23 protein-coding genes are annotated in these 16,018 nt (G+C 46.7%); all 23 read left to right on the top strand.

Features of this window, described 5'->3' with window-relative positions; translation table 11 throughout:
- Positions 1 to 2 precede the first annotated feature (2 nt).
- From AACL31_RS00475 to AACL31_RS00365, 23 genes are read left to right on the top strand one after another with little or no spacing between them, the layout of a single operon-like run.
- Positions 3 to 1,214: a DUF2213 domain-containing protein gene (locus tag AACL31_RS00475; RefSeq protein ID WP_339053636.1), complete on the top strand. Its 1,212-nt coding sequence runs from the start codon at positions 3 to 5 to the stop codon at positions 1,212 to 1,214.
- A 3-nt stretch (positions 1,215 to 1,217) separates the two neighbouring features.
- A complete protein-coding gene (locus tag AACL31_RS00470; RefSeq protein ID WP_422389268.1) occupies positions 1,218 to 1,736 on the top strand; it encodes a structural cement protein Gp24 in 519 nt (172 codons plus the stop codon).
- Positions 1,737 to 1,745: 9 nt separating this feature from the next.
- Positions 1,746 to 2,687: a DUF2184 domain-containing protein gene (locus AACL31_RS00465; RefSeq protein WP_339053088.1), complete on the top strand. Its 942-nt coding sequence runs from the start codon at positions 1,746 to 1,748 to the stop codon at positions 2,685 to 2,687.
- A 35-nt stretch (positions 2,688 to 2,722) separates the two neighbouring features.
- A complete protein-coding gene (locus tag AACL31_RS00460; RefSeq protein WP_339053635.1) occupies positions 2,723 to 2,911 on the top strand; it encodes a hypothetical protein in 189 nt (62 codons plus the stop codon).
- Positions 2,862 to 3,272: a DUF4054 domain-containing protein gene (locus AACL31_RS00455; protein WP_339053634.1), complete on the top strand. Its 411-nt coding sequence runs from the start codon at positions 2,862 to 2,864 to the stop codon at positions 3,270 to 3,272. Before AACL31_RS00460 ends, AACL31_RS00455 begins: the two co-directional genes overlap by 50 nt.
- On the top strand, positions 3,269 to 3,817 hold the full coding sequence (locus AACL31_RS00450) for a hypothetical protein (RefSeq protein ID WP_339053633.1): 549 nt from the start codon (positions 3,269 to 3,271) through the stop codon (positions 3,815 to 3,817). Before AACL31_RS00455 ends, AACL31_RS00450 begins: the two co-directional genes overlap by 4 nt.
- Complete coding sequence (locus AACL31_RS00445) at positions 3,804 to 4,193, top strand: head-tail adaptor (protein ID WP_339053632.1); 390 nt, start codon at positions 3,804 to 3,806, stop codon at positions 4,191 to 4,193. Before AACL31_RS00450 ends, AACL31_RS00445 begins: the two co-directional genes overlap by 14 nt.
- Positions 4,183 to 4,734: a phage neck terminator protein gene (locus tag AACL31_RS00440; protein ID WP_339053631.1), complete on the top strand. Its 552-nt coding sequence runs from the start codon at positions 4,183 to 4,185 to the stop codon at positions 4,732 to 4,734. The genes AACL31_RS00445 and AACL31_RS00440 overlap by 11 nt, the downstream gene beginning before the upstream one ends.
- Entirely contained in the window at positions 4,734 to 6,212 is a 1,479-nt protein-coding gene (locus tag AACL31_RS00435; RefSeq protein WP_339053630.1) for a DUF3383 domain-containing protein, read from the top strand. The genes AACL31_RS00440 and AACL31_RS00435 overlap by 1 nt, the downstream gene beginning before the upstream one ends.
- A 9-nt stretch (positions 6,213 to 6,221) precedes the next feature.
- The gene (locus AACL31_RS00430; RefSeq protein ID WP_339053095.1) at positions 6,222 to 6,662 is read left to right on the top strand and encodes a phage structural protein; all 441 of its coding nucleotides are present in this window, start codon (positions 6,222 to 6,224) and stop codon (positions 6,660 to 6,662) included.
- The gene (locus tag AACL31_RS00425) at positions 6,662 to 7,072 is read left to right on the top strand and encodes a phage tail assembly chaperone (RefSeq protein WP_339053115.1); all 411 of its coding nucleotides are present in this window, start codon (positions 6,662 to 6,664) and stop codon (positions 7,070 to 7,072) included. The genes AACL31_RS00430 and AACL31_RS00425 overlap by 1 nt, the downstream gene beginning before the upstream one ends.
- Positions 7,073 to 7,083: 11 nt before the next feature.
- Positions 7,084 to 7,263, top strand: a complete 180-nt coding sequence (locus tag AACL31_RS00420; protein ID WP_310509987.1) for a DUF6889 family protein — start codon at positions 7,084 to 7,086, stop codon at positions 7,261 to 7,263.
- The gene (locus AACL31_RS00415) at positions 7,250 to 9,217 is read left to right on the top strand and encodes a lytic transglycosylase catalytic (RefSeq protein ID WP_339053365.1); all 1,968 of its coding nucleotides are present in this window, start codon (positions 7,250 to 7,252) and stop codon (positions 9,215 to 9,217) included. The genes AACL31_RS00420 and AACL31_RS00415 overlap by 14 nt, the downstream gene beginning before the upstream one ends.
- A complete protein-coding gene (locus tag AACL31_RS00410) occupies positions 9,217 to 9,801 on the top strand; it encodes a phage baseplate protein (RefSeq protein WP_339053117.1) in 585 nt (194 codons plus the stop codon). Before AACL31_RS00415 ends, AACL31_RS00410 begins: the two co-directional genes overlap by 1 nt.
- A complete protein-coding gene (locus tag AACL31_RS00405; RefSeq protein ID WP_339053118.1) occupies positions 9,791 to 10,090 on the top strand; it encodes a phage baseplate plug family protein in 300 nt (99 codons plus the stop codon). The genes AACL31_RS00410 and AACL31_RS00405 overlap by 11 nt, the downstream gene beginning before the upstream one ends.
- 5 nt (positions 10,091 to 10,095) lie before the next feature.
- Positions 10,096 to 11,067: a phage protein gene (locus tag AACL31_RS00400; RefSeq protein WP_339053368.1), complete on the top strand. Its 972-nt coding sequence runs from the start codon at positions 10,096 to 10,098 to the stop codon at positions 11,065 to 11,067.
- Positions 11,067 to 11,819 carry a Gp138 family membrane-puncturing spike protein gene (locus tag AACL31_RS00395; RefSeq protein WP_339053974.1) on the top strand — a complete coding sequence of 251 codons (753 nt, stop codon included), beginning with the start codon at positions 11,067 to 11,069 and terminating at the stop codon, positions 11,817 to 11,819. Before AACL31_RS00400 ends, AACL31_RS00395 begins: the two co-directional genes overlap by 1 nt.
- Positions 11,820 to 11,981, top strand: coding sequence for a hypothetical protein (locus AACL31_RS00390; protein WP_339053369.1), 162 nt, complete (start codon positions 11,820 to 11,822; stop codon positions 11,979 to 11,981).
- A 13-nt stretch (positions 11,982 to 11,994) separates the two neighbouring features.
- A complete protein-coding gene (locus tag AACL31_RS00385) occupies positions 11,995 to 12,348 on the top strand; it encodes a hypothetical protein (protein ID WP_339053450.1) in 354 nt (117 codons plus the stop codon).
- Positions 12,348 to 13,538, top strand: coding sequence for a baseplate J/gp47 family protein (locus AACL31_RS00380; protein WP_339053371.1), 1,191 nt, complete (start codon positions 12,348 to 12,350; stop codon positions 13,536 to 13,538). The genes AACL31_RS00385 and AACL31_RS00380 overlap by 1 nt, the downstream gene beginning before the upstream one ends.
- Positions 13,535 to 14,188 (top strand): DUF2612 domain-containing protein, encoded by a 654-nt coding sequence (locus AACL31_RS00375; RefSeq protein WP_339053372.1) that lies wholly within the window; start codon positions 13,535 to 13,537, stop codon positions 14,186 to 14,188. Before AACL31_RS00380 ends, AACL31_RS00375 begins: the two co-directional genes overlap by 4 nt.
- Positions 14,189 to 14,196: 8 nt before the next feature.
- Entirely contained in the window at positions 14,197 to 15,393 is a 1,197-nt protein-coding gene (locus AACL31_RS00370) for a phage tail protein (protein ID WP_339053629.1), read from the top strand.
- Complete coding sequence (locus AACL31_RS00365) at positions 15,393 to 16,013, top strand: tail fiber assembly protein (protein ID WP_339053628.1); 621 nt, start codon at positions 15,393 to 15,395, stop codon at positions 16,011 to 16,013. The genes AACL31_RS00370 and AACL31_RS00365 overlap by 1 nt, the downstream gene beginning before the upstream one ends.
- Positions 16,014 to 16,018 lie beyond the last annotated feature (5 nt).

Raw genomic sequence — 16,018 nt, 5'->3', positions numbered from 1 at the left:
CCATGAAATATTATTTTGAAACCCGTCTTGGTAACACCCGTTACCAGATGGCGGACGGCTCGCTATTGTGTAAAAACGTACCGATTGCCCGAACGGGCACGCAGGTTTATTCCGCCTTGGATTTGCCGAAGGTCAAACCGGATAGCCGCGGACAAATCCTGGTAGAAAGAGAGGAAAGTGACGTCTTTCGTCCCGAAACGCTGGCCTCGTTTGAAGGGATGAGTGTCACACTACTGCATCCCGAAGATGAAGAAGGCAATGTCATTTTTGTTGATACCGACAATTGGCGCGATTTAGCGCAAGGGCATGTGCAAAACGTTAGACGTGGAGAGGGTGAACAGGCGGATTTAATAATCGCGGATTTGATTATCAAAGATGCGCTCGCTATCGAGGAAATTAACAACGGCAACGACGAAGTCTCGTGTGGTTATGACGCGCAATACGAACAGATTGCGCCTGGCATCGCACGTCAGTATGAAATCGTTGGCAATCATGTCGCTCTGGTACCTAAAGGCAGAGCGGGAATACGATGTGCAATTGGAGACAGTATGTCAAACAAAACGCAAACCTGGTTCAAACGGCTGCTAAGTGCCCATCGCACGAAAGACGCCGTGGCAATGGAATCAGTCCTAAATAATCCGCCTGAATCCCTCACCGGTGATGAAGGCACCGGCGAGTTACCGAAGGCGATTAATATTACTATCAGCCCTCAAAATCCGATGCCAGCCGAAAAACCCGAAGTCGTGACCCGTGATGAGGGGGTACCGGATTACATTCAAGCCATTTTGACAAGGTTAGATGCCCTTGAGGGTAAAACCGCTGATAGTGGCGATAAACCGGAGGATAAAACAGACGGTACTGTTGATGACGAGGAAAAAAACGAAAAGGCAGAAACCATTACCGGCGATGCGGCATATAAAGCAGAGTTGATTATGCCAGGGGTAGCCCTTTCAACACCGGTAAAACCCACGGCCTTTAAACGTCAGGTGTTAGCAAATGCCGATCAAAACATCGTACGTTCAATTGTCGGGGATGCGGAAATTAACCGATTACCCAAACGCACCGTGGATATGGCGTTTAATGCGGTGGCAGAACTGGCGAAAAATCGCAATACCGCCAATACCTTCACGACAGATTCACGCCAAAAATCCGGCAATACTATCGCCGATTTAAACAAGGCAAATGCCGAATTTTGGGCAACACGAGGTAAATAAAAAATGATGAAACCTTATTTATACCGGATGCCAGTTGGCATTGCCGGTGCTATCTCACGCTATCGAGATTTAACAACGGAGCCCGTTTTGCTGAAATCTAAAGACGGTTTTCCCGCCTATGGATTAGCCGGGAAATATGACGGCGATTATTTTGTGCCGCTTGCCGAAGGTGATACCGCTGATGTTATCAAAGGCATCTATATTCGTCCTTATCCAACAACGCAAACGCAAGATTTTATTCAACAAGTCGGGAAAGATAAAAATTTCACCGGTGATGCGCTAAAGCGAGGCTATGTGATGGTGAATGTGGGTGTGGATAGCGAACAGGTTAAAAAAGGCGCTAAGGTCTATGTGCGAGTGGCAGGGGCAACGGATAAGAGCCCACTGGGTGCTATTTTGATTGCCGAAGAAAAAACAGGGTCAGGGGCATCAGAAAAAACCAATACCGTGATATTGAATAATGCTGAGTTTACCGGCCACGGTGATGCTGACGGCAACGTTGAAATCTCGTACAAAATTTAAGGAATGACTATGTTAACTTTTGACCAACGCACGATTGATTCAACGGGTGCGTTTTTAATCGGTGAGCTTGAGCGTTTAGACCCTACAATTAATATGCCTTTGGTGCAATACACCAACAGTCGGGATGTGCAGCGCAGGGAAGATGTCTCGATTGCGGATGAAATTTCGAGCTTTACCCGTACCGGATTTGCAGCAGCAGGCAGTGGCGCTAATCCTAACGGTAAAAACTGGATTAGCATGGATTCCACCGCATTAGCGGGCATCAATATCGATATTCAAAAAAAGGGTTTCCCTCTGCCACTGTGGGGAATGGAGTTGGGCTGGACGGTTGTCGAATTACAATCCGCCAGACAAGCAGGTCGCCCCGTGGATGCACAGAAACATGAAGGGATGCGTCTGAAGTGGAATATGGATATGGACGAACAAGTCTATATTGGTGATACCGGATTGGGCATTAAAGGCTTGCTGAATCTTGACAATATCAAGACTAACAATGCCTCCAAAACCTGGAGCCAGTCCACCGCTGATGAAATCCGTGACAGTATTAATAAAATACTCAGTGATGCGTGGGCAGCATCGGCCTACTCGATGGTTCCCACCGACTTACTTATTCCGCCTGAACAGTTTGCTCACATATCCAGTATTATCGTTTCGAGCGCAGGTAATCAGTCACTGTTAACGTATCTGAAGACCAATACCATTGCCTATCACCAAAACGGGGTGCCACTCAATATTTACGCGGTGAAATGGTTAAAAGGGCGAGGTGTCAGCAACAAAGATCGCATGATCGCTTATACCAATGATAAACAGTATGTTCGCTTCCCGATGGTGCCGTTACAGAGTATCCCTATCCAATACCGCGGATTGTATCAATTGGTGACTTATTATGGTCGTCTGGGTGCGGTTGAAGCGGTTTATCCGGAAACACTTGCTTACTGCGATGGTATCTAAGCCCCTTATTGGGGCTTCATTTTTGGAATCTAATTATGCGAATTCAGGCAAATTGGGGAATGGAGCTGGGATGGACTCCCGTTCAGCTGCAAACCAAAGAAAACGGGAATGCCAAGACCGAGAAAAAAGGGAAAGAAAAAATCAACCAGGAAACCGAAAATAAAGAGGGTATTGATGAGTCAACGGAACAAAAACCTGCCAACGGTACAACAATTTCGCAATGATTTTCCCCAGTTTAACGATGAGGTTAAATTTCCAGATGCGCAAATTCAGTTTCGATTAACTTTAGCCGACAAATTCCTGAGCGAAAATGTCTCAGGGAGTGAAGTTTTTCCTTACTGGGCGGGGCTGTTCGTGGCGCATTACCTCACGCTTTATGCCATGGATTCGCGTTATTTACAGGCGGGCGGTGTGGGCGGTTCAAGTTCAGGGGTGGCAACCTCTAAGTCAGTGGATAAGGTGAGTGTCAGCTATGACAACAGCGTGACGCTAAACCCCGATGCCGGATTTTGGAATAACACCCGTTTTGGCGCAGAGTTTTATCAGTGGGTGTTAATGTTTGGCACGGGAGGAAGGCAATTATGAAAAGTGGCGTTACGTTACGTGTTGACAAGGCCAGTGAATTTTTTGATGCCCTCGTTCAACTTGGCAAAAAAGAGGTACTGGTCGGAATTCCGGCTGAAAATAGCGAACGGGAGGATATTCCCTTTAGCAATGCGGCGATTGGTTATATCAATGAGTTTGGCTCACCGGCAAAAAACATTCCGGCAAGACCGCATTTGATACCGGGCATTCGTTCAGTGGAACCCAAAACCACTGCTGAATTGAAATCTGCCGCTAAAGCCATTTTGGATGATCAGCCGGATAAAGCAGAGCAAGCGTTAAATCGAGCAGGTCAGATCGCCGTTCAAGGCGTGCAAGCCGTCATTACTCAAAGCAAATTTGTGCCACTGGCGGACAGTACATTAGCTGCCAGAGCAAGACGTGGGCGCAAAGGCGCGGCACAAGAGCTTGAAAATCGAAAAGCCGGTTTAGCGCCGGATAATGCCAACGCGAGACCCCTGATTGACACCGGCATCTATCGTCGTTCGATCACCTATGTTGTGAGGAAGAAAAATGCCAATGCTTGATGTGACTGATGTGCTTTTTGATCCGGATTTTTGCGATACCACACTCACTTACACGCGGCGTGAAATTTTGATTGATGATGACGGTATTACTTCGACAAAGAAAAGTACGTATCCTTTTTCAGGCGTGGTAACCGTGGACAGTGCGCTTGAAGCACAAATACGAACTTCTGGGCAACTGGTCAGTGGGCGAATACTGGTTGTCACCACAACCCGATTGATCGCCGGTGAGACCTATCATATTGGCGATATTGTTACCTATCAGGGGCGCAAATATCTGGTGAAATCCGTCGATCCTTACACCGCTTACGGTGCCGGATTTGTGCAGGCGCATTGTGAATTGATGCCGTTTGACGGGGGATCCTACTTTGAGCAATAACAGCAGTGCCGAGGCGGGATGGTTAACGCCCTTTAATGATAATGCCCTATACAATGAAGCCCTCAATCGCCTGTTAAGTCGTTGGGTTGGTGGTGTTTCTGGCTTGGTTGAAAAACAGGTTTTACCCCGTTGGCAAGCAAAGCCCGCACCATTGCCACCACCGGATACCGATTGGTGCGCGTTTGGTATTATCAATATTGAAAGTGACGCCAATCCCGCTTTAGTTAATCAAAGTGATGAATCGAGCGAGCTTTGGCAGTACGAAACCTTAACCTGTATGGCCTCTTTCTACGGAAAAGAGGGCATGTATTACGCCGCCCGATTTCGGGATGGCATTATGCTCAGTCAAAATAACGCCGAACTGAATAAGTCCAATCTTACCCTCGGTAGCCACAGCCAAATTACCGCGTTTCCTGAGCTTATCAACAATCAGTGGGTGAACCGATTTGATATAACCGTTCATCTACGTCGCAAAGTGGTGCGTCGCTATCACATAAAATCAGTGACAGATGCCCACGTCACGTTTTTGGGAGACAAATAATGTCAACAGGTTTACCCGTTTCAAGGGTGGTTAAGGTCACGCTTGATATGTCACCGCGTGCCGCAAGTCGCCGTAATTTTGGTTCACTACTCATTTTAGGTGATTCACCCGTTATCGATCCGCTTGAGCGATTACGGGCGTATTCCAATATTGAGGAAGTCGCCAATGATTTTGGTACAACCGCACCCGAGTATCAGGCGGCTTCACTCTATTACCAGCAGTCACCAAAACCCGTCGATTTATACGTGGGACGCTGGGTAAAAGCAGCCTCACCCGCATTATTGCGCGGTGGCATTTTGTCCGAAGAAGAGACAAAAATTAACAATTTTAAGGCGATTACCGATGGCGCGATGAATATCAGTGTAAACGGAAGAACGGTTAAGTTAAGTGCCATTGATTTTTCGCAAGAAACCAATTTAAACGGTGTTGCCGCCCGAATTGGTGAAAAAATGAGCACGTCTACAATAACGTGGAATAATAACGATAGTCGATTTGTGATGACATCGAATACGGCAGGTAAAACAAGCGCAGTGGGTTTTGCTTCCGCACCGGAATCAGGTACCGATTTATCGGCGTTGTTGAAACTAACCCAAGAGAGTGGCGCAACCCCTGTTTTAGGTATGGACGGTGAAACTATCGTTGATGCGGTTTCAACATTGGCGGATTTTTCGAGCGGCTGGTATGGACTGGTGGTAACCGCTGCGCTTTCTACCGATGAAGTGAAAGGTATCGCCAACTTTATTGGCGCGGCCGGAAGTTCCCGCGTTTTTGGGTTTACCACCCAAGATACCGCCGTACTGGATAGTACGAAAGCGGATGATATCGCTTCTGTTTTGAAAAAAGCGAAATATCAACGGGTCTTTACACAATATTCTTCATCAACCCCCTATGCAGCAGCCTCTGCTTTTGGACGGGCGTTTTCAGTGAATTTCAACGGCAATAACACCACGATCACCCTCAAATTCAAACAGGAACCGGATGTTAAAGCGGAGACGTTGACTACGTCACAGGCGAATACGCTGGCGGCCAAAAACTGCAACGTGTTTGTCAATTACGATAACGACACCGCCATTATACAAGAAGGCGTGATGGCCAATGGTGATTTTTTCGATGAACGCCATGGGCTGGACTGGTTGCAAAACTTTGTGCAAACCAATCTGTATAATCTTTTGTATACCAGCCCCACCAAAGTCCCTCAAACGGAGCAAGGCAGCACGCAGCTTCTGACCAATGTTGAGCAATCGTTAGCGCAGGTGGTCACTAATGGGCTACTGGCACCGGGGGTATGGAACGGTGGCAGTATAGGTCAATTAACAAGCGGGGATACGCTCACCAAAGGATATTACGTTTATATTCAACCGCTGGCAGAGCAGGCGCAATCTGAGCGCGAAAAACGCAAGGCGCCGCCGATTCAGGTTGCCTGTAAGTTAGCGGGTGCCGTGCATTTCGCGGATGTCTTAATCACCATTGTTCGATAAGGAGAGAAAATGGCCGCTTATAGTTTTGCTGATGTTTCCGCCACGCTAACCGGCCCCACGGGGGTGATAGATTTGGGCTCTGGCTCGGCGAACTCGGAAGAAGGAATAGTGGTGACAATGACCGAAGCCAAAAACACCATGACCATTGGTGCTGATGGTGAAGGGATGCATACCCGACATGGCGGAAAATCCGGCACCGTTACGGTCAGTCTGATTAAAGCCTCACCGGTTAACAAAAAACTGATGATCGCCTATAACGCGCAAAGCGTGTCATCTACCCTTTGGGGTAATAACGTGATTGTGATCCGTAATCCGGTATCTGGCGATATGATCACCGCGCGCAGTTGTGCGTTTCAAAAAATACCGGATTTGCAAAATGCAAAAGAGGCGAATGTTTTAGCATGGGTCTTTGACTGCATTAAGATCGACGCCTTATTAGGAGAATTCTAGTGGAAATTGAAATTAACGGTCATGAATATCGAAGTCAAAAACTCAATGTGTTTGACCAGCTTAAGGTGACGCGAAAGTTATTGCCGGTGTTATCCGGTTTAACGGGTGAACTGCAAAAATTACAGCAAGGGGAAATGCCAATGGCAGCGGTGTTACCCATTATGGCAAATTCCATTGCCCAAATGAGCGATGAAGACTGTAACGCGATTTTGCACCCTTGTTTAGCCGTGGTTTCACGCAAAAATGCCAAGGCATGGACGCCGATTTTTCGCCAGGGCGAATTGATGTTTGATGATATTGACTTAAAAACCCTGCTTGAGATTGTGGCGCAGGTGATTGGAGATTCCCTCGGTAATTTTTTTCACGCACCCCAAGGCGACGAGACAGCCAGCCTCCTGTCGCAGGATTAACCCTGGATTCAATGCCGGATGGTAAAGACTTTTTACGCCTTCCTGTTAAGTATGGGTACATAAAATTCGACAAATTAAAAGATGGCTCAATCGATTTGGCAGATTTAGCAGAAATGAATGAGTGGATAGATATCGAACAGGATAACGAAGCGCGAATTGCGCGTTGGAGAAATCGCCATGGCGAATGCTGAAACGTTGCAAGATTTTCTCATCAGCTTAGGTTTTAAGGTTGATGACAGTGGCCTGCGAAAATTTCAGTCCGTTGTTACGGGGGTGAGTGCCAATGTTATCAAACTAGGTGCGTCGGTTGAGGGGGCAGCGCTTGCCGTCGTGGGATTTACCACACAAATTGCCGCCGGTCTTGATAAGATGTACTGGGCGTCACAGCGTACAGGCGCTAGTGTTAACGGCATGAAAGCATTAGGGTATGCCGCCAGTCTCACCGGCAGTAGCGCAGAAGCGGCAAGAGGTTCACTTGAAAATCTGGCACGATTTTTGAGAAACAGTCCGGGTGCTGAGGGGTTTTTAAATCGTCTTGGGGTGCAGACCCGTGATGCCAATGGCAATTTGCAGGATATGAGCGCTATTTTTACCCGTGTGGGGAATAAACTGGCCTCAATGCCCTATTACCGCGCCAATCAATATGCCCAACTGTTAGGCATTGATGAAAATACGCTAATGGCCATGCGTAGAGGGTTGAACAAATTTTCTGCTGATTACCAGCGTATGCTTAAACAAACCGGATTTAACGCAGACGTTGCTGCCAAACAGTCCAACCAGTTTATGACCTCGATGAAAGGATTGACCGGGTTATTTGGTATTTTACGCGATAAAGTCGGATCAAACCTAGCAGGGGGGTTGACTAAAGAGATAGACAATCTGCGCAAAAGACTGCTGGATAATTTTCCTAAAATTGAGAGAGTATTAACCCGTCTCATTAGTGGCATTATTCGAGCCGGTGAAATGGTGGGGCGCGTTATCTGGCGAATGAGTCAGGCGATCGAGCAGATTTTTGACTGGTGGCGCAATTTAGACGGAAAATCTAAAAAACTCATCACTACCTTTAGCGGATTGGCAGTGGCTATCTGGGGGCTCAATCGGGCATTCTTTGCTTCGCCCATCGGGATTATCACCGGTCTTATCGCGGCCTTATTGTTACTTTGGGAAGACTACCAGACGTGGAAAGAAGGTGGAAAATCCTTTATCAACTGGTCTAAGTGGGAAGGTGAAATCAACCAGGCAAAAGCGGCATTTAAATGGTTAGGTGAAAAATTAACGGGATTGGTTGACCTGGTGGGTGGATGGAAAAATGCACTTGAAATCTTAGCAATTTTTATTGCGGGCGCGTGGGTAAGTAAGGTATTGGGCGCTTTTAGTAAAATAGCGAAGTTACCTATCCCACCTTGGCTGAAATTGTGGAGTCTCTATGCGGGGTATCTGATTTCAGATAAAGATAATATTAGTGATAGCGCAAGCGCATCATGGGATTACAACACCCGTCAAGTCAAACGTGCGATCGGTAACGGTTTGCGTTTTTTTGGTATTGATAATGACTGGGCAAACAAAAATCAAGGCAGCAATATACCGGATAATATCGCTGATGTGCCTACCGGCGATATTCCACGGGGTATTCGTAATAACAATCCGGGTAATTTGAATTTTGTTGGACAACGCGGTGCAGTACGTGAATCACCTAACGGAAGATTCGCCAAATTCAATACCGCATTTGAGGGCTTACAAGCACTTTCTTCACAGCTTAATCGCTACGCTGAAAGGGGATTAAATACCGTTGAAAAAATTATTAGCACCTGGGCTCCCGCCAGTGAAAATAATACTCGTGCCTACATTGATAAAATATCCGGTAAATTAGGGGTTTCCCCTGACACCGTGTTGAATCTGTCCAATCCGACGGTCATGACATCGCTCATGTCTGGCATCGTTGAGCACGAAAATGGCAGACAGCCGTATAGTCAGGCAATGCTCTATCATGCCGCAAATGCGGGTATGCGAAATAATATTGACCAGAATATCACGATCAATGTTGAAGGCGCATTAGACCCCCACGCTACCGCCAATGCGATTGCCGATAAACAAACGGGCGTTAACGCCAGACTGATTGGACAATTAACCCAGCGAGCCTACTGATGGATATCCTTTCTACGCTTTTTTCACAACGATCGCGCAAAATCGGTTTGCTGGTGCCGGATGTCATTATCTCAGAAAAACATCACGACACCCTTGAAATCACAGAACATCCGGTTGAACTGGGCGCGGAAATTGCCGATCACGCTTACAAACGTCCGGCGGAAGTGACCATGGAGGTGGGTTTTTCAAGTGGTGGATCTCTACTGGATTTTTGGGACACGGCAAAAGTGGCTATTCGCGCAGGGTTAAGCGCACCGGAAATCTACCAGCAAATTTTAGCGCTTCAAGCCAGCCGTCAACCGTTTGATGTCATAACAGGTAAGCGCAAGTATAAGAATATGCTCATTCGCGCTATCGAGGTGACCACGGATAAGCACACAGAAACCGTGTTGATGGCGATATTAACCTTGCGGGAGCTTAACATCACCCAAACCCAAACGGTTAATATCAAATCTACCGATGCAAAAAATATGCGGGAAGGGAATACAACGAGTGGCGTGAGTAATACCGGTATGAAAACGCCAAAACCCGTTGATAATCGCAGCCTATTACAGCGAGGAGCCGCATTTTTCAATGGAAATTAACGAAATACCGCTTACCCCCACCAACCAGCAATTTACGATTAAGCTATCTGATACTGTTTGGCAGTTTCGCCTTATCTGGCGTGATAGTGCGGGCTGGGTGCTGGATATGCTCACGGTTGACAATCAACCGGTGATACAGGGTATTCCGCTGATCGTGGGTGAAAATCTACTGGCTCAATATAGTCACCTTATCAGTAAAGGAAATCTCGTTTTGCTATCAGATGAAGAAAGCGATATCAACGCGGATACGTTGGGCGCAACCGTAAAATTATACTGGATCACGGACTGATTGTTATGTCAAAAAACTGGATACGAAAATGCTCACTGATTGTTTCTGATAAAAACGGGGAAGGTATTGAGCTATCGGATTTTCGCGCCACGTTCAATATCACGTGGCCAGATACGCGTTACCCTCGTGCGGGGGTGTTTAAAGTCTGGAATCTGAGAAAAGAAACCGTCAGTCAAATTCAGGCGAAGGAGTTTGTTAACATTCAGCTCATGGCAGGCTATCAGGATAATACGGGTCTGATATTTACTGGAAAAATCCGCTACACGATTTCAGGTAGAGATAATCCTACTGACACGTTTGTTATTGTTCAGGCGATTGATTCTCATGAGGCCTATGACTACGCCACGCTAAATACTACCTTAAGCGCAGGGCATACTCAGGCAGAGCAACACAATACGTTACTGACAGGGCTTACCCCTTACGGGATTGTCAAAGGCGTGACGCCTGAGTTTGATAGTATCCGCTTTCCAAGGGGTAAAGTCCATTTTGGTATGGTTAGGGACGCCGCTGATAATCTGGCAGGGCAATGCCTTGCCTCGTGGCAATACATTAACGGCCAGCTCGTGATGGTGCCGGAGAAGAATTATATCCATGAAGCGATTGTCCTGAATAGCGCAACGGGCTTGATTGGCTTACCGCAACAAACGATTGAGGCGGGGGTGAATGTGCGTTGTTTGATTAACCCAAACATTCAAATCAATGGGCTTATTCGTCTTGACCAGGCGTTAATCTATCGCACGATGTTGCCCAACAGCGATATCGCTTTGGGGTACAGCAAGTTAAGCGAAAACGATGACGGCGGCTTACAGCAAACCCAAGGCGCTGTTTCACAACCGGCCAGTCTTTCCACCGATGGGGATTATATTGTGAAAAACATCACGTATTCCGGCGATACGCGCGGCAAGCCGTGGTATATGGATTTGGTGTGTATTGCCAAGGGATCAAATGACCGAATCGATATCAAGAAGGTGGGATGATGGCGATTTCCGTATCAGCGCGCACCGGCGACCAACAACAACTGCTTGAAGTCTTTCGCCATGCGATTTCGTCACAACTTCGCGTCGCGATGCCGGCTATTGTTCAATCCTTCGATGCCAGCAAAGTCACTTGTGTTGTACAACCAGCGATAAAGGGAGCCTTGACGGATACCAAAGGGAATAGCCAGTCGGTGAATTTGCCCCTGCTAGTTGATGTACCGGTTGTGTTCCCGCGCGGTGGCGGTGTCACAATGACCTTCCCCATTAAAAGCGGTGATGAGTGTCTGGTGGTGTTTGCAGATAGATGTATTGATTTTTGGTGGCAAAACGGCGGGATACAAGAAGCGATCGACCCCAGACAGCATGATTTATCAGATGCCTTCGCTTTCGTCGGTGTGCAATCACAAAAACAGAAGATAAGCCAAATTAGCACCGATGCGATGCAGTTAAGAAGTGACGATGGCGCAACCTATTTTGAAGTAAACCCGACAACGCAAAAAATGAAAATTGTCGCCCCTGGGGGGCTTGAAATTATCACACCGGAAGCTATTTTTTCGGAGAGAATTACCGTAAAAGGACTATTGAGTTGGCTAGGTGGCATGGTAGGTTCAACGGCCTCCGGTGTGGCTGCAAAAATCACCGGTGCGATTGAGTTTTTGGGCACATTGACCGCCAACGGCAAACGGATTGACGACACACATACCCACAAAGGTGTCAAAGCCGGTGGGGATAATTCAGGTGAGGTAAATTAAATGAAAGAAAGCGTTAATATTTTTTTCGGCGGTTCATATTTACACAAACTAAAAACCTCATGGCGACTTCTGGGCGTGATTTTTTTATTAATCATCAATGAAGAGCCATCCTTAAAGTTAGAAGACATCAAGGTAGTTGAAAAAAATAAAAAGCAACAGTAAAAGGACTCTATTGATGTGTTATCGACGAGAAACGACTAAAGGCGACTACAGCTTTGGTCAAGGGGATAACACGTTTTTAACCAACACCCCTGATGCCGTCGCCCTTGCAATTAAAACCCGCTTGTCCCTCTGGCAGGGGCAATGGTTTTTAGACCGTGAAGAAGGTACGCCTTGGTTGCAATCGGTATTGGGTAAGCCTTATCGGGAGGCTTACGGTATGACCCTCAAACAGCGCATACTGGACACGCAGGGTGTAACCACATTAACCGATTTCAATGTCAATCAAAATTCAACGACGCGAAAACTGACTATCAGCACAAAAGTACAAACCCAATACGGCGAAACTTCTTTTATCCAAGAGGCATAATGTTAAATCTTGATACGTTAGCGTTGTCAGCGAAAGTGACTGACGACGGCATCAGTGCGCCGGATTATCAGACGATACTGATGCGATTAACCGATTTTTTTCATGAAATTTATGGGCAGGATGCGTATTTAACGCCGGATAGCAAAGACGGCCAGATGATAGCCATTTACGCACTCGCTATCCACGATGCCAATAATGCGCTTATCGCCACCTACAACAGTTTTAGCCCGAGTACCAGTACAGGGGCTGCACTTTCAAATAATGTCGCCATTAACGGCATTTCCCGTCATGCATCGGGGTACTCGAATGTGGATGTCGTATTAACGGGGCAAGTGGGTACGGTGATAAAAAATGGCCGTGTGCGCGATAAAAACGGCAATATCTGGCGGTTACCGAAAACGGTTACGCTCGATACGCACGGTGAAGCGACGGTGACAGCGGTTTGTCTGGTTGCCGGAAGTGTTACCGCATTGACCGGTGAAATTAACGAGATAGCCACACCCACGCGAGGCTGGCAAACGGTGAGCAATCCAAAATCCGCAACACAAGGCAGGCCGATTGAAACGGATAATCAGTTACGGGAACGGCAGCGAAAATCGGTCTCACTCCCTTCACGCACGGTACTGGAAGGTATACAGGGCGCGATTAGTCTCATATCAGGGGTGACGAGACAACGCGGTTTTGAAAATGACACCAGTAAAACGGATAAAACCGGTATTTCTCCGCATTCCATTGCGATGATAGTCGATGGTGGCGATGTCACCACGATTGCCAACGCAATCGCACAAAAGAAAACCCCAGGTGCAGGCACGTATGGTGATACCGCCGTGACAGTAAAAGACCGTTACGATATGCCAATTACGATTCGCTTTTCCCGGCCTAAAACGGTTGAGGTACACGTTGAAATTGACTTAACGGCGTTTTTAGGATTTACCACCTTAACCGGTGATAAAATCCGACGTAAAGTTGCAGACTATATTAACCAGCAACTCATTGGCGACAATCTGTATCTGACCCGTCTTTACTCCCCGGCAAATCTGCCCGCTGATGAAGAAGGGAAAACGTTTGATATTACGTCGTTAAAGATTGGTCGAACACCAGAAAGCGTGAAAGAAGAAAATTTAGTCGTTGCCTTCAACGAAGCAGTCAGTTGTCGTGAGAATAACATCAAACTGGTGGTGACCTCATGAGAGATTACACCGAGTACATTACCCCACAACATCGTCAAGCAGAAAAGTTTACGCAACATATTGAGTTAATGACGCGCGCGCTAAGTGATATTTCAGCTTTGGCCTCACAGCTTAATGCCTTTTTCAGTATTGATACGGCAACGGGTAAACAACTGGATGCCGTGGGTGAATGGATAGGCTTATCACGTTTTGTCAAAACGCCGATAAAAGGGGTCTATTTTTCACTGGATACCGAAAAGGTGGGCTTTGACCAAGGGAGCTGGAAACGGCGCTTTGATGCTGATAGTGGTTTTACTGAGCTTGATGACGAAACCTACCGCTTCATATTAAGAGCAAAAATCCGCGCAAATCACTGGGATGGCACAAGCGAGATGCTCTCAGAAATTTATCAGGGCGTAATCCCTGATGAAACAGTAAAAATCTTTTTTATCGACAATCAGAATATGTCGATGGATGTGTATCTAACCGGTGGCGTCATACCGGAAGTGACAAAAGCCGTTATCAAACAGGGATATCTCAATATCAAGCCAGAAGGCGTAAGACTTAACGCCTACACCGGTTCCGAAGGGGATAACGGTATTTTGGGGTTTGATGTCAATAATCGTTACATCGACGGCTTTGACGTCGGTAGCTGGTCAGTAAAATTATAGGAATAATCATGGCAAAAAATGAAATTTTACCGTTTGGTATAGCCGACGGGGCTAACGTATTGCCGGCAGATGAGTATCAGAAACTCCCTGCGCGTAATAACGGCTTTAGTGCTGGTGTCGCTCGCTCACAGGAGCTAAACACCGTCTGGCGACAGGCATCGGTGATAGCGCATGTCATCGCGCAATTCATCGCTGAAACCAATAACAGTGATGTACTGGACGATGGCAACGTTGATAAACTGAAAGCCGGACTCATCAGTGCCTTATCAAAAAACGTTAACAACACGGTGCCAACTGCCACAAAAACAGTAGCAGGTATAACGAAACTCAGTAGCGCCACTGACAGCAATGACGAAACGCTAGCAGCCACACCTAAAGCGGTTAAAATTGCTTATGACTTGGCGAAAACGGTGAGTATTGATGAAGTCAATAAAAAACTCGATAAAGCAAGCGTCTTGCAAACAACGGGGAATTCGACCGATAAAGTGCTGAGCCAAAAAGCCTGTGACGATAATTATTCTAAGAAAAGTTCAGAAGAAGCTCTCAAAGTTGGAAGACTGAACATTGAATCACCAACGGGTGATACGGTTTTCAATTTAGGTGGCACTAATGGTTCTAGCGGTGCTGAGTTTGCTTACGTCAGAAATTCAAAAAGAACCCAGGTTCACGATACAAACACAAAAACAACGGTTTTGTTTCCGCAAAAATCCGGTGAACTTGCTTTAACGTCTGATGTGGACGCGATTAACAATTATCCGGTCGGCGCGCCCATTCCCTGGCCCCAGGCGACACCCCCTAACGGTTATTTTGTCTGCGATGGCAATAACTTCGATAAAGCCAAGTATCCCCAATTAGCATTAGCTTACCCTTCTGGGAAATTGCCCATTTTGTACGGTGAATTTATTCGCGGGCTGGATTTAGGCATAGGAGTTGACCCAGGCAGAACAGTATTAAGTAATCAAGGTGATGCTATTCGAAATATCACCGGACGCATTGGGTATGCCAGACATGGCGGAACCGAACCACCGATTGCAGGGGGTGATGGCGCATTCCGAAAAGACAGCAATCACAACAGTAATATCGGTAATGGACGAAATGACGATTGGGGCAGCGTCATGTCTTTTAATGCTTCGCGGGTCGTTCCTACCGCAAACGAAAACCGACCGCGAAATGTCGCATTTTTATACATCGTGAGGGCTGCATAATGAAATACAGTGTAGACATAAAAACCACCGAAATCGGTGAAAACGGTTTCGCGAAAAACCGAGGCTGGATAAAAACGTTTATTTGCATGAAGGACGCACCCCATGAATATATCGGTGCAACAATGGAATTTTTGCATGATGGTCTCAGCGTGGGAGAATGTTCTTATACGGATGCGCCAGAAATACCGAACAATGACGAAATCGCCATTATCCGGAGTCTTGATGGTAAACAGTGGCTATATGTTCCTGACCACCGAGGCAAGACGGTATACGATACCAATAATCGTGCTTCCTATCCCGTTGATTATCTCGGCGTGATAAAAACCGGCTTCACCTTGTTAGCACCGGTAACGAAATTCGATAAATGGGATGGCAAAAAATGGGTAACGGATAATCAGGCGATGAAAGCAAACCAAATCAACACCGCAAATCAGACAAAATTACATTTAATCGACGAAGCGGAAACAAAAATTACCTTGCTTGAGCGTAAAGTGCGATTAGGGATGGCCACCAATAGCGAGAAAACCGCGCTACGGGCTTGGGAAATGTACAGCGTAAAACTCAATGATATTGATACCGCCACCGCACCCGAGATTGACTGGCCTAAGAAGCCCGAATAACAAAT

The organism is Arsenophonus endosymbiont of Crataerina pallida (genome assembly GCF_964020125.1).
GTDB lineage: Bacteria > Pseudomonadota > Gammaproteobacteria > Enterobacterales > Enterobacteriaceae > Arsenophonus > Arsenophonus nilaparvatae.
The sequence above is the reverse complement of the archived record's forward strand: the minus strand, read 5'-3'. Positions and strand labels throughout refer to the sequence as shown.

Excerpts from the sequence above, each read along its gene's own strand:
- AACL31_RS00430 (WP_339053095.1), top strand. The coding sequence starts at position 6,222 with ATGGCCGCTTATAGTTTTGCTGATGTTTCCGCCACGCTAACCGGCCCC.
- AACL31_RS00375 (WP_339053372.1), top strand. The coding sequence starts at position 13,535 with ATGAGAGATTACACCGAGTACATTACCCCACAACATCGTCAAGCAGAA.
- AACL31_RS00400 (WP_339053368.1), top strand. The coding sequence starts at position 10,096 with ATGTCAAAAAACTGGATACGAAAATGCTCACTGATTGTTTCTGATAAA.
- AACL31_RS00380 (WP_339053371.1), top strand. The coding sequence starts at position 12,348 with ATGTTAAATCTTGATACGTTAGCGTTGTCAGCGAAAGTGACTGACGAC.
- AACL31_RS00460 (WP_339053635.1), top strand. The coding sequence starts at position 2,723 with ATGCGAATTCAGGCAAATTGGGGAATGGAGCTGGGATGGACTCCCGTT.
- AACL31_RS00395 (WP_339053974.1), top strand. The coding sequence starts at position 11,067 with ATGGCGATTTCCGTATCAGCGCGCACCGGCGACCAACAACAACTGCTT.
- AACL31_RS00365 (WP_339053628.1), top strand. The coding sequence starts at position 15,393 with ATGAAATACAGTGTAGACATAAAAACCACCGAAATCGGTGAAAACGGT.
- AACL31_RS00370 (WP_339053629.1), top strand. The coding sequence starts at position 14,197 with ATGGCAAAAAATGAAATTTTACCGTTTGGTATAGCCGACGGGGCTAAC.
- AACL31_RS00435 (WP_339053630.1), top strand. The coding sequence starts at position 4,734 with ATGTCAACAGGTTTACCCGTTTCAAGGGTGGTTAAGGTCACGCTTGAT.
- AACL31_RS00405 (WP_339053118.1), top strand. The coding sequence starts at position 9,791 with ATGGAAATTAACGAAATACCGCTTACCCCCACCAACCAGCAATTTACG.
- AACL31_RS00455 (WP_339053634.1), top strand. The coding sequence starts at position 2,862 with ATGAGTCAACGGAACAAAAACCTGCCAACGGTACAACAATTTCGCAAT.
- AACL31_RS00475 (WP_339053636.1), top strand. The coding sequence starts at position 3 with ATGAAATATTATTTTGAAACCCGTCTTGGTAACACCCGTTACCAGATG.
- AACL31_RS00415 (WP_339053365.1), top strand. The coding sequence starts at position 7,250 with ATGGCGAATGCTGAAACGTTGCAAGATTTTCTCATCAGCTTAGGTTTT.
- AACL31_RS00420 (WP_310509987.1), top strand. The coding sequence starts at position 7,084 with ATGCCGGATGGTAAAGACTTTTTACGCCTTCCTGTTAAGTATGGGTAC.
- AACL31_RS00470 (WP_422389268.1), top strand. The coding sequence starts at position 1,218 with ATGATGAAACCTTATTTATACCGGATGCCAGTTGGCATTGCCGGTGCT.
- AACL31_RS00465 (WP_339053088.1), top strand. The coding sequence starts at position 1,746 with ATGTTAACTTTTGACCAACGCACGATTGATTCAACGGGTGCGTTTTTA.
- AACL31_RS00385 (WP_339053450.1), top strand. The coding sequence starts at position 11,995 with ATGTGTTATCGACGAGAAACGACTAAAGGCGACTACAGCTTTGGTCAA.
- AACL31_RS00390 (WP_339053369.1), top strand. The coding sequence starts at position 11,820 with ATGAAAGAAAGCGTTAATATTTTTTTCGGCGGTTCATATTTACACAAA.
- AACL31_RS00410 (WP_339053117.1), top strand. The coding sequence starts at position 9,217 with ATGGATATCCTTTCTACGCTTTTTTCACAACGATCGCGCAAAATCGGT.
- AACL31_RS00450 (WP_339053633.1), top strand. The coding sequence starts at position 3,269 with ATGAAAAGTGGCGTTACGTTACGTGTTGACAAGGCCAGTGAATTTTTT.
- AACL31_RS00445 (WP_339053632.1), top strand. The coding sequence starts at position 3,804 with ATGCCAATGCTTGATGTGACTGATGTGCTTTTTGATCCGGATTTTTGC.